This window comes from Oceanobacillus aidingensis (assembly GCF_042654105.1).
Taxonomy (GTDB): domain Bacteria; phylum Bacillota; class Bacilli; order Bacillales; family Amphibacillaceae; genus Oceanobacillus; species Oceanobacillus oncorhynchi.
The window spans coordinates 217,430-232,641 of record NZ_JBHSFT010000050.1; the positions used below are offsets into that span (position 1 = coordinate 217,430).

Sequence of the window (15,212 nt, forward strand, 5' to 3'; positions counted from 1 at the left end):
TTTTTATAATTTAAAGGTTTAAAAAGATGCACATAAATGATTCATTGTATATACTTTTAAACGAGCTATACAGTTTAATGCGATGCAAGTTCAAAATAGATGTGAAGGAGGAGAAAAGTGGTAGACAAGAAGAAAAAGAAAAAACGGGCTCAGCTTCCCGTTCGCATGAATATTCTTTTCTTTGCTATCTTCTTATTATTTTCTGCACTCATACTTCAGTTAGGTGTTGTTCAAATTCTAAACGGGGAAGCTTATCAGGACGAAATTGAGAGAACCAATTTAGATACGACAAGTATACCTGTACCCCGGGGGAAGATTTATGATACAAACGGGAAATTAATTGTAGATAATGAAGCGATGTATTCCATTACGTATACGCCTCCCAAGGGTGTGCAGGCGGATGACCGTCTGAAAGTAGCGGAAACATTGGCACAATATATTGATATGAGTGACGACCAATATATTGATCGAATAACAGACAGAGACAAAAGAGAATATTATTTATTGTTACATCAAGAAGACATAGAAGAGCGATTAGAGGAAATTGATACAGAAGAAATGGACAATTCTGAGGTTTATAATGCGACGCTGGATTTGATTACGGATGAAGAAATTGCAAATTTTTCCGGTGGCGAATTGGAAATTATTGCAATCAAAAAAGAACTCGATAAAGCATATGCGCTAACCCCTCAAATTGTAAAGAATGAAGAGGTTTCCGCAGAGGAATATGCTTCTGTAGCGGAAAATCTGGATAAATTGCCTGGTATTAATGCTACAACGGATTGGAATCGTGTCTATCCAAACGGTGATACATTAACAAGTATTTTAGGCAGTATCTCCAGCCAGGAGCAGGGAATTCCGGCAGAGGATATGAGTGCTTACCTGACGAAGGGATACAGCCGGAACGATCGTGTCGGCAGGAGCGGGCTGGAAGAGCAGTATGAGGATTTTCTGCGCGGGCGTAAAGAACAGATTCAATATACGACACGCCAAAACGGGTCGATTGTCGGTTCGGAAACCATAGTAGAGGGAGAACGAGGCAAAGATTTGGTGTTAACAACAGATTTAGATTTTCAGCAGGAAGTGGATGAGATTTTATTAGATGAGTTTCAGTCCATGAAAGCAAAAAGCCCTTATGAAAATCGATTTGCAACCAATGCGTATGCTGTGGTTATGAATCCGAAAACAGGAGAGCTGCTTGCTATTTCCGGTCTGAACTATGATTCGGAGAAGAATGAGTACAGCGATGCAGCATTTATGGCTTTAGCCAATGCGCATGAGCCTGGTTCCAGTATTAAAGGAGCAACAATTCTTACTGGTTATGATTCGGAGGTAATTTCACCGGGCGATGCTTTCAATGATGCGCCGATGAAGTTAGCTGGAGCGCCAGTGAAAAAATCTGTTTCAGCAATGGGAACCGTTAACGATTTAAGTGCTTTAGAAAGGTCATCCAATGTTTACATGTTCTATGTTGCTTTACGGTTAGGGGGAGACTATCGTTACCCAATGCCGCATAATGCCAGCTTGAGCATAAATATAGGAGAAACCTTACAAACGCTGCAAAACTATTTTAATCAGTTTGGCTTAGGAGCATCTACGGGGATTGATTATCCATATGAAAGTACCGGCGTTAGAGGGGAAGCCCCGGATAACCCTGGTAATATTCTTGACTTTGCTATTGGCCAGTATGATACGTACACAACCCTGCAGCTTGCACAATATGTATCAACAATTGCCAACGACGGCTACCGTGTCCAGCCGCATTTCTTAAAGGAAGCGCGTGATCCAATCGCTTCTTTAGATGAGCTGGGGCCTTTGTATTATTCCAAAAACACATCGGTAATGAACCGGATTGAAATGACAAATGACCAAATCAGCCGTGTGCAGGAAGGATTCCGTCTTTCCTATCAAGGATCACAGGGAACAGGACGCGGTTTTTTTGCGAATAAATCCTATAATCCGGCAGGAAAAACAGGAACAGCGCAGTCATTTCAGTATGTAGACGGCCAGGAGTTTGCCCTTAATAATTTAACATTAGTCGGCTATGCGCCTTATGATGATCCGGAGGTTGCTTTTGCCGTGGTTGTACCGTATGTTGGAATTGGTGAAGGAGACCAGGTCAACCTGAAAATTGGTGAACGTATTTTAGATACGTATTTCGAAATAAAAGAAGAGCATGATGAAGATGCGGAAGGTGATTCTTCCGAAGACAGTGAAACTGAAAACGAAGAATAAAAAAACTTCTACCCGTAACGGGTGGAAGTTTTTTTGTGAATCATATAAAAAATGAGCAGCTCCCGGATGGAACAGCTCATTTTAAATTTGATGATTTTATTCGGAATACGTGGTGATGACATCGCCAATTTCGCTGAACGACATCTCGCTATCGATTTCATAGGTTCCAGGTATGACACTGCCGCTTAAATCATTATCATCCAGATAATCATTAAAGTCCCACGCGTCATCAATAATACCGGCATCTTCTAAAGCATTACTGATAGTGGAAGGCGGTGCGCCGTCCTCCAGTGTGATTTCTACTTCAATCACATCAGAATCCTCGGATGCTTCGTCATCTTCATTGCTTTCTGAGTCGTTATCATTACTATCTTCGTTCTCATTGCTTTCTTCATCATTACTATTTTCTTCTTCATCTGTGCTATCATTTTCATCCGAATCGTTGTTTGAATCGGAATCTGCTTCTTCGTTTCCGTTTCCTTCATCTGCATCGGAATTTTCTTCTTCCCCATCTTCTCTGCCAATGCTATAGGCAATGTATTCATCCTGAGTCAATACGGCATAACCTTGATCTTCCAAAACCGAAATCAATTCTTCCGGCTCGGTATCCTTCAGATTGCCTGAGGATTGACCGCCAAAAAGATAAATAGCGAGAAGCAGGGCACCGCTGGTTAATAGACCGACAGCAAACGCTCTTACATGTTGTTTCATGATAATACTCCTCTAATTATTATTTTTAGGTTGAGACGATACAGCGTCGTCAGATATATTTTGAGGCAATAATTCTTCTTCTAAAACAGATACTTTCTTTTTCAGCTGATATGTATCTTGCATTGTTGTAATAGACAATTGTTCAAGCTGACTCTCTACTTCTTCCAGACGATCGTTAATAAAGAATGACAGGATAAATAGAACAATTCCAATGACGACAACTGCCAAAATGGCAACTAACATTTTTAATTCCCTCCCTTTATGAGGATGTTCAAAAGCCTTCAAATGTACGCAGCGTAATAGGTCCGCGTTTACCCGTCGCAGCGGCTGCATTAAGCTGACCACATTGAGACCTGCGATTACTCGGTCTATTAAAACCGTTGCTGTGATTACTCGTCCCGCCGAATACCATTGGAAACTTTTTGAACACGCACTTTATGTATCATTTATAGTTATACCATAAATTAAAAGAAGTGACTATGCTAAAAGCTGGAGAAATCTTGATAAACGTCTGCTTTAACTTTAATAAATCAATGTATGAAAAGTTTTCGGATTCTTTGAAGAAACATTCTTGATAAATTGAAGAAACTTTGATAATATAATTAAAGTCTGTACAGTTATGTAAAAAGGCAAGTTGAAAAGTTTGGAGGGATAGATATGCGCGTAAATATAACGTTAGCTTGCACGGAAACAGGAGATCGTAACTATATTTCTACAAAAAACAAACGTAATAATCCGGAACGTATTGAGCTTATGAAATACTCACCACGTCTTAAAAAACATACCCTACACCGTGAAACTAAATAAGCATTCATAAAAAACTCTTATCTGATATTATTGGATAAGAGTTTTTTTATCTATGGAGGTGGATTTCTCATGTCAGAAAAAAAGATGCTGCGGCAGCATATGCTGACGTATATAAGCGGATTGTCGGAATTTGAACGGAAAAATATAGAAGAAAAACTGCAGAATCAATTAGTGGCAAGTCCTGTGTTTCAGCAGGCTGCGACAATAGGCATCACAATCTCCACGGCTCAGGAGTGGGCTACATCTTCCATCATGGAAAAGGCATGGGAGGAAGGAAAGATAATCGCTTCCCCTAAATGTATTGTGAAAACGAAAGAAATGCAATATTATGTTTGGAATCAGCTCGATCAAATCGAAGCTGGCTATGCCGGGATAAAAGAACCTATTCCAGAAAAAACGACACCTATAGCGCCTGCTGATATCGATTTGCTGCTGGTGCCTGGTGTTATTTTTGACAAGGACGGCTATCGCATCGGTTATGGCGGCGGGTATTATGATCGTATGCTGGCTGATTATAAGGGTGTAACGATTTCACTGTGTACGGAAAAGCAGCTAGTTGATCGTATTCCAAGAGAAAGTCATGATTTGCCTGTAGAGCTGATTATAACAGAAAAACGAACTATAAAAACTTCCAAATAGCATATCTGATGTATAAGATGGCTTTCTTCGTTGACAATAAAAGATGTAAAAGAGGTTGTTCAAAAAGGGTACTATCTCGAAGGAGGTCAGGAAAATGATGCGCTTTATCTTTGTATTTGCGATGCTGCTATCCATTGCATTCCTTTTTATGAAATGGAGGTACCGCATTTTAAACAGCATGTTAAATTGGAAACAGGGGAGAAAGTACCTGGTACCGCTGCTTGGTAATATGATTTTGTGGAAAAAGAAAAAGGAAATGGTTTAATTTCTAAATCACCATTTTTATTTTCTTCACCATTCATCTGCATGCTCCCTCTTTGTCGGCGAATCGAAACGAGAGCTTACTCAGGATGGTAAGACAGGTGTGCTTTACGAATCTGTTTAAAAATTATCTTTGCACCCTGGTTTACTGCAAACGGAAAATTGTACCTGATTATAAATATTTGGTATGCTTCAAAGAGGGGAGGATGATTTATGGACATACCTATGCAATATCGGGCGTATGAGCTGGTGAATAAATTAACAACACAAGGTTTTCGAATTATTGCCGGTGACTATAAAACGGATGAAATCTGGCTGGAGCGCAAAGCTGACAGAAAATCCGCTATTATTCGAGTGAAACCGCAAACGTTTGATTGGTCGAATCACCTGCGTCAGGATTCGCAGATTGCCTACCAGCAGATGCAGCGGATCAGGCAGGCTATTGCGAGCTCAAATGCTGTCTTCTATTCAATTTATATCGCAGAAGAACTGCCGGTGGATGATTGGGAAGACGTAAAGCACCCGCGGGGAGAAGGAACAAAGAAAGCTCCAAAGATGCATACATATTATCTTGCTGAAGCAAATGAAGAGGAAGAAATCAGTCAATTAAACCATGATCTACATATTTCATTATCTTCGGATAGAGAAAAGTATGTAACAGAAACTGATAAAGAAACTGCCGCAAAGCGCATGAAAGATGTTTTATTTCAAGAAATACAGGAAGAAATGGAGAATCGTAAGAAAATATTTTCATTTTCGAAACCGTTGTTTACATACATATTGATTGCTTTCAACGTACTCATTTTTATTTTTCAAATAACCAGCGGAGAAATGGAGAATACACAGCATTTAATTGATATGGGGGCAAATTTTAATCTGCTTGTCATGGAAGGAGAATGGTGGAGATTCTTCACATCGATGTTTTTACATTTAAATTTTCTTCATTTGATGATGAATATGCTTGCTTTATTCTACCTTGGCGCAGCCATTGAACAGATATTCGGGAGGATCCGGTTTCTTTTTATTTATTTCCTGGGCGGTTTAACAGGTTCTATTGCAAGCTTTGCTTTTTCTATCAATGTGTCAGCAGGGGCATCGGGCGCTATATTCGCTCTGTTTGGCGCACTTCTCTTATTTGGGTTGATTTATAAGAAAATCTTCCTTCAGACAATGGGCTTTAATATCATGCTTATTTTAGGGATAAACCTTGTGATTGGATTTACTATTCCTGAAATCGATATGGGAGCGCACCTTGGCGGACTGGCCGGCGGGTTTTTGATTGCTGCAGCAGCCTATGTCCCAAACAAAAAAAATAAAAAGAATCAGCTGCTTGCTTTGGTTGGTTTTGTTGTGCTAAGTCTTGGATTGTTTATTTATGGCTGGTCTTTCAATTCTTCATCTCTAGAGTTGAAATTAATTGAAGTAGAGATGCAATTAGAAGAGAATCATTTTAACGAAGCCATTTCCATTGCAACAGAAGCTTTGGATGATACGAATGATGAGACGCTGATACCTTATTTCCTTTTCCATCGTTCGTTTGCGTATATTCAAGAAGGAGAGTATACAGATGCTGCAGAGGATTTGGAAGAGGCTGTTCAATACGACCATAGACTGCCGCAAATGTACAATAACCTGGCCGTTTTATATTCAAGGCAAGGCGCAAGTACCGCAGAAATCGAAGCTATTATTGATGAAGGCTTATCTCATTTTCCAGATGATGAAGAATTATCCAAGCTGAAGGATGATTTGCAACCTTACTGATTAAAAAACCAGACTGCTGAACGTGAATGGCAATCTGGTTTTTTAGTGTGTTTTAAATGATGTAGCATGTATAGATTTCATCTGGTGATATAAACTATCTACATCCTATGATATAAGGTGATAAAATTGACCAATCAGATGAAAAAAGTAGCTTCAAGTTTAGAAACCAATGTTTCTTATCTAAAGTCTTATCTGGGAGTGGATAAAAGCTTCGACATAATTAATTTAGACTTAAACTATGCCGGGAAGGATATGGCTATGTTTATGGTCGACGGGTTTGCAAAAGACGATATCATGCTTTATATTATGCAATCGCTGCAAAGGCTTCAGCCGAATGAGCTGGATACCGATACATTACGAAAATTAATGAAGAGAGATATTCCCTATATTGAGCTGGAAGAAATGAAAGAAATGGATAAAATAGTCGATTTTATCCTTTCTGGAGCCACTGTTTTATTTGTGGATGAAATGGATAAGGCAATTATCATTGATGCAAGAGAATATCCGGCAAGGTCTCCAGAAGAGCCTGATTTGGAAAGGGTTGTCAGGGGCCCCCGTGATGGATTTGTGGAAACCCTCGTATTTAATACGGCATTAACCAGGCGCCGGGTCAGAGATCGCTCCTTAAGAATGGAGTTTACACAGGTAGGCAGACGCTCTAAAACAGATGTGGTTATCAGTTACATAGAAGATATAGCTGATTCCAGACAGGTGGAGAGGCTGAAAGAGTTACTTGACGGCATAGATACAGACGGGCTGCCAATGGCAGAAAAGTCGATTGAAGAATTTTTTAGCCGCCGATATTGGAATCCCTATCCGGCGGTCCGTTATACCGAGCGGCCTGATACAGCCGCTTCTCATCTGTTAGAGGGTCATATCGTGCTTATTATTGATGGCACTCCCAGTGTGATGATTACGCAGACAACATTCTGGCAGCATTTGCAGCATGCAGAAGAATATCGTCAAAAACCGAGTGTCGGAGCGTATTTACGAATTGTTCGGTTTATTGCCATTTTTTTTTCTCTTCTCCTCCTGCCGTTATATTATTTATTTTCAGTACAGCCGGAGCTGCTGCCGGCAGCATTTGATTTTATCGGACCGGAAGATTCAGGTGTTATTCCATTGCTGGTTCAATTTTTAATCGCCGAGCTGGGCCTAGATATTTTAAGGATGGCATCGATTCATACGCCATCAGCACTGGGAACGGCTCTTGGCCTGGTTGCTGCAATCATGATTGGCGAGGTTTCGGTAGAAGTCGGCTGGTTTTCCCATGAGGTGGTTTTATATATTGCGACGGCAGCCATTGGCTCGTATGCCACGCCGAGCTATGAATTAGGGATGGCCAACCGCCTTGTCCGCTTATTTTTATTATTTACAACGGCTTTGTTCGGTGTCGTCGGATATGTTGTCGGTGTAACCATTTGGCTGTTATTTTTAATAAAAATGAGAACGTTGGATACGCCTTATTTCTGGCCGCTGGTTCCATTCTCCGCAAAGAATATGCGTGATACCTTTATTCGTTTTCCATTACCAGAGAGACATCTGCGTCCATCCATATTACGGCCGAAAGATCCAGATCGTTGATTCGATTTGGGTCTTTTTCGCATTTCCCATTTTCATGCCCTTTTGGTATAATGTTTTTGGTGATAGCATGGAGAATATACACGATGTACGAAAACTGCTGTTGAAGTTTGGTACTTTTATTTATACAGCAGATCGTTTAGGTGATTTAGAATTAATGATAATGGAAATAAATGAACTATATGAATGGAAATTGATCAGTGTAGAGCAATTTCAACAAGCGTTATTGCTTCTGAAAAAAGAGATAAGAGAATATAAAAAGGGGACGGAAAACAATGAGTGAACTATTAGCAGGCGTAGATATCGGCGGTACGACCGTTAAAATTGGATTTATTACAAAAAATGGAGACATCATTGAAAAATGGGAAATCCCTACGGATTTAACAAATGAAGGGGTCCATATCATTCCAGATATTTGGGCAAGCATTGAATCAAAATTACAGACGCCGTCATTCAAGGATGCTTCTATTAAAGGAATTGGCGTCGGAGCACCGGGCTTTGTAGATGCGCATGCCGGTATTATTGCAGAAGCTGTAAATATTGGCTGGAAAGATATTCATTTAGCGGAAGAGCTTGAAAAACTGGCGAACGTTCCCGTTTATGCTGAGAATGATGCCAATATTGCCGTATTAGGAGAGAACTGGGTCGGTGCAGGGAATCAATCCAGAAATTTAATTGCCATCACACTTGGTACAGGGGTTGGAGGCGGAATTATCGCAAATGGGTCCATCTTAAATGGTGCCAATGGAATGGCTGGTGAAATTGGCCATATTGAAGTATTAGAGAATGGTTATTTATGCAACTGCGGTAAAAGAGGATGCTTAGAAACTATTACATCAGCAACAGGCATCGTCAGACAGGGAATGGAAAAGGTGCAGACAAATCCGGACTCCAAATTGGCGAAATTATTTCAATCAGAGGGAAGTATTACCACGCAGCATATTTTTGAGCTGGCAAAACAGGGAGACCAGGCTTCCAAGGAGATTATTGACTATACCGCAGATGTTTTAGGTAAAGCGATGGCAAATATGTCAATGATTATTAATCCTTCCAATATTTTGATAGGCGGCGGTGTTTCCAATGCAGGGGATTATTTAATCGATGCTGTTACAAAAGCATTCAGAAAACACGCACTGCCAAGGATAAGCGAGGTATGTACGATTAAAGTTTGTCAGCTCGGCAATGATGCAGGCATTATCGGCGGAGCGTATCTGGTATATGAAAATAATAGTTAATTGATTTTCAGACTTGATTTTTTTAGATTATCTACTAAAATAGTAATTTATGAACGGGTATTAAAATAAAATGATTTAATGTGAAACCTTTTGCTTGCCAAATCGTATGAAAAAGATGTAGAATTCATTAATTCTAGGTTTACATTAGTTTATAAAATGGGAAGAAGTATGTTAAAGGATAAACTCGAATTCCTGTTTTTATTATTTAGGAGAGGATATAATGAAACGATTTAAAAAGCCAAAGATACCGCTCTATGTCATAGCGGCGTTACTTCTTGGCCTGAAAACGTATATTGTCTATCGATTTGTATTTAATATTGAACTTGATAACTCCATGCAGGAATTAATTCTGTTTATTAATCCATTTGTGTCAGCATTCTTAATACTGGCATTAGGGGTCTGGTTTAAAAAGTCTTCCAGACAAATGAAATATATTCGGTATGCGATGCTGGCGATGTCACTGATTGTCTGGGCAAATCTGGTATTCTATCGCCAATTCACAGACTTTATCACCATCCCGCAATTATTTATGGGAAGCAATATGACAGATTTAGGATCCAGTATCTTAACTTTGATTAAGCCATGGGACCTTTTCATTTTTGCTGATGTGGCGATTGTCTGGTATATAAGTAAGAAATTTGCAGGAAGTTTATCTGTCTTGTACCCTAGAAGTGGAAAAGTCGGTGTTCTGGCGTTTTCATTAGTTTTACTTGCAGGTAACTTTTTCTTAGCAGAAATGGAAAGACCGCAGTTATTCACCCGTGGTTTTGATCGCGAATATTTAGTGAAAAATATCGGGCTGCTTAACTATCATGTATACGATGTAGTTGTTCATTCTAAAAATGAATCACAGCGTGTTTTTGCTGACGGAAATGAAATTCCTGAAATTCAGGAATTTATAGAAGAAAATGTAGATCATGAGCGCAGTGAAGAGATGAATGGTGTTGCGAAGGATAAAAATATTATTTTCCTTAATGCAGAATCATTGCAGCATTTTGTGATGAACAGTGAAGTTAATGGGGAAGAGGTTACGCCGTTCCTGAATGATTTAGCTCAAGATGAGGATACGTATTACTTTGATAATTTCTATGAACAAACTGGTCAGGGAAATACATCTGATTCCGAGTTCTTAGTAGAAAATTCATTGTACCCGCTGTCCCGCGGTGCTGTATTCTTTACTCACGGAGGAAATGATTATCATTCCTTCCCGGAAATGATTAAAGAAGCCGGTTATACTTCTTCCGTATTGCATGCGAACAACAAAAGCTTTTGGAATAGAGATGCTATGTATGACAGCTTAGAAATCGATGAATTCCTTGGTGAGGAATCATACGATGTCACACCAGAAGATTCTGTAGGATGGGGTTTGAAAGACAAACCGTTCTTTGAACAATCTATCCCGCTTCTGGAGGATTTGGAAGAGCCGTTCTATTCCAAAATGATTTTACTGACAAATCACTTCCCGTTTGAATTAGATGAGGAAGATGCAACAATTGATAAATTTGATTCCAATTCCAATACACTGAACAGTTATATCCCAACTGTCCGTTATATGGATGAGGCAATTGAAGAATTCTTTGATGAATTGAAAGAATCCGGTATGTATGAGGATTCCATTATCGTCATTATGGGTGACCATATTGGAATCAGCGCAAACCATAATAAAGCGATGGCCCAATATTTAGATCAGGATGAAATTACTCCGTATGATCAGGTGCAATTGCAGCGTGTACCATTATTTATCCACATCCCTGGAGACGGTAATGGCCAAGTAATGGATGAGATTGCCGGTCAAATCGACTTGAAGCCAACCATGTTGAACATGCTTGATGTCGACCCTGGCGAGGATATCTATTTCGGTAATGACTTATTCAGTGATGACAGAAAAGACTATATCGCATTACGTAATGGCGATTTTGTCAGTGATGATTATGTAAGTACAGCTGGAATCTGTTATGACCGCGAAACCGGAGAGCCAATGGATCAGGCCATTGAAGAAGAGACTGATTCTGAGGAAGAAGCAAGTGAAGAATTAGAACAAGTAGAAAGTGCTTGTGACTCCATTCAAGAACAAGTGGATACAGAGCTTTCTTATTCCGACTCCATCATATACGGAGACTTATTCCGATTTGTTGATTTTGGAGATGAGGAAGAAGAATAATAAAAACGATGCAGGTGATGAGCGCCTGCATCGTTTTTTCTGTATTAATTAATCAGCTGTTTCTATTGTTGTATTTTTGCTTTACAAATAATCTAATAAAATAAACAAAAACGATTGCTATAAATGCAATATTAAAGAATCTCGGCTCTTTCATAAAAGAATAAATAAAAACACAAAGAGTGATGAACATAATGATGCTGCCCAGCAGGTCTGCTTTAGAAAGTCGCATTTAATCACTCCTGGCTTCGTATTTATAATTACTTGCAAATGAGTATGTATAAAAGTGAAGATGCCTTAATCAGGCTTATTTTGCTTCCTGTGGTATTTTTTATTTTTACTATTTGGAGAACAGGCTTTTTTAAGATAAGAAAAATCAGGAGCACTATTAGACTTTTAAAACACAGTGTTGTTGTTAACGAGATATACGCTGCGGGAAGTGGAGTGTAGTTCTGAATCCTGATATTACTCACTTCATGAAACCCGTTGAAGCGGCCGCCACCAACTTTTTAGATACTCCTAAAAGTGCAATAAAAAACAGACTCCTTTCATGTTATGCAACATAAAAAGAATCTGTCCGTTTCGTTTTAGCCCGTAATTTCTGAAATAATAGTCGCGATGGAGAAGAATCCAAAGACAACTGCAGTCAGAGCAGAAAATAACAGCGCCAGTATATTTTTATATTTCAACTGACGAATCACGGATACGACCGCTAATAGTGCAACTGCTAAAAATATAACTCCTAATATAATATGGCTCATCCGAAATTTTCCTCCTTTTCAACGTAATTATTCTTGTGTAAAAAGTCAGTATTTAATACTATGTAATTATCGTTAAACTATTTATATTTTATAGTATTTCCAAGTGTTTGTCGAGTTATTATAAAAGAATGGAGAGATAGGTATGGAAATTATTGCGATGCCGGTAGGTTTAGTCCAGGCAAATTGCTATATCGTTTACAAAAAAGAAGAAAAAGATGCTTTAGTTATCGACCCCGGCGGTGAACCGGAGAAGATTATTGCTGCCATTGAAAAACATCAGCTGAACGTGAGGGCAATATTACTGACCCATGCTCATTTTGATCATATCGGTGGTTTGGAAGGGATTCGGGAATTTACAAATGCACCGGTTTATCTTCATAAAGCTGAATGGGATTGGTTAGGGGAGCCTAAATTAAATGGATCAGCTAAATTAATGGGTCAGCCTGTAACTGCGCAAGCGGCAGATAAAGAATTAGAAGAAGGACCATTGGAAGCTGGCGGATTTTTCATGGAGGCATTACACACCCCTGGTCATTCGCCGGGAAGCATCAGCTTTGTTTTCCCTGAAGATAATTTTGCTGTTTGCGGAGATGTCCTGTTTCAACAGGGGATTGGAAGAACAGATTTAGTCGATGGAGATATAGATATTCTTGAGCATTCGGTAAGGGAGAAATTATATCGTTTGCCGGAGGATCTGACGGTTCTTCCCGGCCACGGGCCAGCAACGACAATCGGCTATGAGAAGAAAAATAATCCTTTTTTTCCGGCATAGAAAGGTAGTATCTTTATTGCGGGGACCAAAATTAAATAGAAAAAAGACCATCTATAATCCAATACAGATGGTCTTTTTTCGATGTTTTTAATGTCCAAATCCAGGTACCAGGATAAACTCAGAATACCAAGTATATCCAACAATAAATACCGTACAATATGCACCAAATAGATACATGTACATACGTTCAGACAGCTTTAAGTAACTCAGTGTAAGGAAAAACGCCGTTTGAACCAGGAATAATAGTGCAGTATTCAGCATGTCACCTACATAAAACATAACTGTAAAAATACCTGTCCAAAAGGCAAGAACACGAAACATGCGGTCCATGTCTTCCCCCTCCTTTATAGGTAACGTTCTCATAGTTATTATATACGAGCAAGAAAGGATTGTAAACGATTCTTAAAGATATCATGCCCAATTAGCATAGATTTAATTTCAAAACAATGAAAAATCATTCACATTAATGCTGAATCTGTCCTTTTATACGTAAGGGCGGGATAATCGATAAGTATGATTGCTCTCTGTCGGTTTGATTAAAAAAACGATATAAATTGTATTGTTTCTTTCTTTGTGAAGTGTTATGGTAACATCTCCTTGAGGAAAAACATAATCAGTCTGATAGGGAAAAGAAATCTCATCATCACCTGTTTCGTTCCGTAATTGCTGATATGCCATTTGAAAAAGTGTTTCTATTTCTATATGATACAGCTGGTTTTGAGCGACAGCTTTTGACGTATGGTAATGATAAAGCAAAAAATGGATTGAAAGAAATACAATAAGAATTACCCAGACGACATGAAATAATAAAAACCCTTGCTGATTATGGATAATTGTAAATCGTTTTTTCATAAACGTCACCTGATTCTTTGGTAATGGTTAAATAAATGGCGTTTGCATGTTCTTCAAACGTAATATCAGCAACCTGACGAAGATAAATTTCATGGCCTAATCCATTTACCTGCCTGCGTACCGTATTATTGTAGAGGCTGACGCGGGCTATACTTTCTGTATGGTCGTTTCGATCGGCAGCACGGATATATAATTGATTATTCGCTACATGCGCAGAAGAGGAAGACATGACATCATAGTGTAATTGAGTGAAAAATTGTTGTACAGATAAGGCTTCCGTATTTGTTTGTTTCAGCTGCAATGCAGACAGAGCGTAAGATACAAAAGGCAGTGTTAATACCAGGACGGTCATAGCAACGAGCATTGAAATGAATGTAAAACCTTTTGTATTACTCCATAATCGCGTAAAGGCATTTACTCTCTTTTTTTGTTTTGCATTAGTCCATTCAGCACATCCTTTCAGGTACTCACCTTCCAGCGAAAAAGAGAAGGCTGCAGGCGTCTGATATGGAGTTACGGTGTAGTAGTCCTGAAAAGGTGCCGCTCCCGCCAGCACGCCCTGCATGTCATCATGTAATTTACTTGTGATTTGTACTTTTTCAATGGAATTGTACTGTTCTTTGGCAATGATGGAGAGAAGCGGCAAAAGTATCGTGAGCATGGAGAATAGAAGCAGGGATGCGATTAAAGTTTCAAATAAGGTAAACCCTTTATCTTTTTTCCACATAGTATCTGCCTTTCCCTAACGGAAATACAATCTGATAAGGCTCTCCTGCCAAGCTTACTCGAATCGTCTGGGGGTTTTTTATAACCCCGCTGATGTAGAATTCAACATTTTTGGGAAATGAGGTTACTAACGAAAATTGAGCCGGATATTCCCGCTTGATTTCTCTGAATCGATCAAGCACAATGCTGTAGCTGTCCGGGTTAAACTTTAGTACATATGGGATATCGTTTTCCTGCGTGCCTGCTGTGCTTTGCAAGTAGAGCACATCCATTTCTAATGTATCAAAAAAATGCTGCAGCTCTAATTTTTCTATTTGCTCCACCTGCTGCCTTGGAATGAGTAAAAGAATAATCGACAGGATGGATAATGCGAATAATGCCTCAATCAGTGTAAACCCTCGTTCAGTTTGAAGCATTTACAACACCATTAGAAATGGAGAGCTCATTTCCGTTTGAGCATGTCCGCTGGTCTTCGGTGATATAATCAGCGCTTACCAGCTGATTCATACTGGAAGGTAAATTGCCTGTATCAATATGATAAGCATCTGCCTGAGCTTGTACGACAGAAATTAATGCATCACAGCCCTTCGAGTGAACATCCCCTGTTTTCTTTCCCAGATTCGGTATAATTAAAATCATTATTACCGAGATAACCATTAAAACTATCAACATTTCAATCAGTGTAAATGCTTTTGAACTTTTTAACATAAAAC

Annotated in this window: 18 protein-coding genes; 10 read left to right on the plus strand and 8 right to left on the minus strand. The window is 39.1% G+C overall.

Annotation, left to right across the window (positions count from 1 at the left end; genetic code table 11):
* Positions 1-117: 117 nt before the first annotated feature.
* Entirely contained in the window at positions 118-2,235 is a 2,118-nt protein-coding gene (locus ACFO3P_RS22045) for a peptidoglycan D,D-transpeptidase FtsI family protein (RefSeq protein WP_306432766.1), read from the plus strand.
* 96 nt (positions 2,236-2,331) lie between these two features.
* On the opposite strand, the gene ACFO3P_RS22050 is transcribed toward ACFO3P_RS22045, so the two are convergent.
* Both ACFO3P_RS22050 and ACFO3P_RS22055 read right to left on the minus strand, forming a co-directional pair.
* A complete protein-coding gene (locus ACFO3P_RS22050) occupies positions 2,332-2,946 on the minus strand; it encodes an endolytic transglycosylase MltG (protein ID WP_226894909.1) in 615 nt (204 codons plus the stop codon).
* Between the two features lie 12 nt (positions 2,947-2,958).
* Positions 2,959-3,189, minus strand: a complete 231-nt coding sequence (locus tag ACFO3P_RS22055) for a hypothetical protein (protein ID WP_042534783.1) — start codon at positions 3,187-3,189, stop codon at positions 2,959-2,961.
* Positions 3,190-3,603: 414 nt separating this feature from the next.
* Here ACFO3P_RS22055 and rpmG point away from each other — a divergent pair, with 414 nt between their 5' ends.
* The 8 genes from rpmG to ACFO3P_RS22095 all read left to right on the plus strand — a co-directional run bounded on the left by rpmG (position 3,604) and on the right by ACFO3P_RS22095 (position 11,391).
* Positions 3,604-3,753 (plus strand): 50S ribosomal protein L33, encoded by a 150-nt coding sequence (gene rpmG / locus ACFO3P_RS22060; RefSeq protein WP_040985278.1) that lies wholly within the window; start codon positions 3,604-3,606, stop codon positions 3,751-3,753.
* A gap of 69 nt (positions 3,754-3,822) precedes the next feature.
* Positions 3,823-4,392 carry a 5-formyltetrahydrofolate cyclo-ligase gene (locus ACFO3P_RS22065; protein ID WP_052485088.1) on the plus strand — a complete coding sequence of 190 codons (570 nt, stop codon included), beginning with the start codon at positions 3,823-3,825 and terminating at the stop codon, positions 4,390-4,392.
* Between the two features lie 94 nt (positions 4,393-4,486).
* Entirely contained in the window at positions 4,487-4,657 is a 171-nt protein-coding gene (locus ACFO3P_RS22070) for a hypothetical protein (RefSeq protein WP_175297070.1), read from the plus strand.
* A 209-nt stretch (positions 4,658-4,866) separates the two neighbouring features.
* Entirely contained in the window at positions 4,867-6,414 is a 1,548-nt protein-coding gene (locus tag ACFO3P_RS22075) for a rhomboid family intramembrane serine protease (RefSeq protein ID WP_193063934.1), read from the plus strand.
* 138 nt (positions 6,415-6,552) lie between these two features.
* Entirely contained in the window at positions 6,553-7,998 is a 1,446-nt protein-coding gene (locus tag ACFO3P_RS22080; RefSeq protein WP_193063957.1) for a spore germination protein, read from the plus strand.
* Positions 7,999-8,065: 67 nt separating this feature from the next.
* A complete protein-coding gene (locus ACFO3P_RS22085) occupies positions 8,066-8,278 on the plus strand; it encodes a YqgQ family protein (RefSeq protein ID WP_042534778.1) in 213 nt (70 codons plus the stop codon).
* Positions 8,271-9,230, plus strand: coding sequence for an ROK family glucokinase (locus ACFO3P_RS22090; protein ID WP_042534775.1), 960 nt, complete (start codon positions 8,271-8,273; stop codon positions 9,228-9,230). Before ACFO3P_RS22085 ends, ACFO3P_RS22090 begins: the two co-directional genes overlap by 8 nt.
* Positions 9,231-9,450: 220 nt before the next feature.
* Positions 9,451-11,391 (plus strand): LTA synthase family protein, encoded by a 1,941-nt coding sequence (locus tag ACFO3P_RS22095; RefSeq protein ID WP_193063933.1) that lies wholly within the window; start codon positions 9,451-9,453, stop codon positions 11,389-11,391.
* Between the two features lie 584 nt (positions 11,392-11,975).
* Here ACFO3P_RS22095 and ACFO3P_RS22100 read toward each other — a convergent pair.
* Positions 11,976-12,149, minus strand: a complete 174-nt coding sequence (locus tag ACFO3P_RS22100; protein WP_084612994.1) for a DUF2759 family protein — start codon at positions 12,147-12,149, stop codon at positions 11,976-11,978.
* 142 nt (positions 12,150-12,291) lie between these two features.
* Here ACFO3P_RS22100 and ACFO3P_RS22105 point away from each other — a divergent pair, with 142 nt between their 5' ends.
* Positions 12,292-12,921, plus strand: a complete 630-nt coding sequence (locus ACFO3P_RS22105) for an MBL fold metallo-hydrolase (RefSeq protein WP_042534771.1) — start codon at positions 12,292-12,294, stop codon at positions 12,919-12,921.
* Between the two features lie 87 nt (positions 12,922-13,008).
* On the opposite strand, the gene ACFO3P_RS22110 is transcribed toward ACFO3P_RS22105, so the two are convergent.
* The 5 genes from ACFO3P_RS22110 to comGC all read right to left on the minus strand — a co-directional run bounded on the left by ACFO3P_RS22110 (position 13,009) and on the right by comGC (position 15,207).
* Positions 13,009-13,251: a DUF2626 domain-containing protein gene (locus ACFO3P_RS22110; RefSeq protein ID WP_040985302.1), complete on the minus strand. Its 243-nt coding sequence runs from the start codon at positions 13,249-13,251 to the stop codon at positions 13,009-13,011.
* 153 nt (positions 13,252-13,404) lie between these two features.
* Positions 13,405-13,773 (minus strand): hypothetical protein, encoded by a 369-nt coding sequence (locus tag ACFO3P_RS22115; RefSeq protein WP_193063932.1) that lies wholly within the window; start codon positions 13,771-13,773, stop codon positions 13,405-13,407.
* Positions 13,745-14,500, minus strand: a complete 756-nt coding sequence (gene comGF, locus ACFO3P_RS22120) for a competence type IV pilus minor pilin ComGF (protein ID WP_379542623.1) — start codon at positions 14,498-14,500, stop codon at positions 13,745-13,747. Before comGF ends, ACFO3P_RS22115 begins: the two co-directional genes overlap by 29 nt.
* Positions 14,484-14,915 carry a competence type IV pilus minor pilin ComGD gene (comGD, locus tag ACFO3P_RS22125; RefSeq protein WP_193063930.1) on the minus strand — a complete coding sequence of 144 codons (432 nt, stop codon included), beginning with the start codon at positions 14,913-14,915 and terminating at the stop codon, positions 14,484-14,486. The genes comGF and comGD overlap by 17 nt, the downstream gene beginning before the upstream one ends.
* A complete protein-coding gene (gene comGC / locus ACFO3P_RS22130) occupies positions 14,902-15,207 on the minus strand; it encodes a competence type IV pilus major pilin ComGC (RefSeq protein WP_042534761.1) in 306 nt (101 codons plus the stop codon). The genes comGD and comGC overlap by 14 nt, the downstream gene beginning before the upstream one ends.
* Positions 15,208-15,212 lie beyond the last annotated feature (5 nt).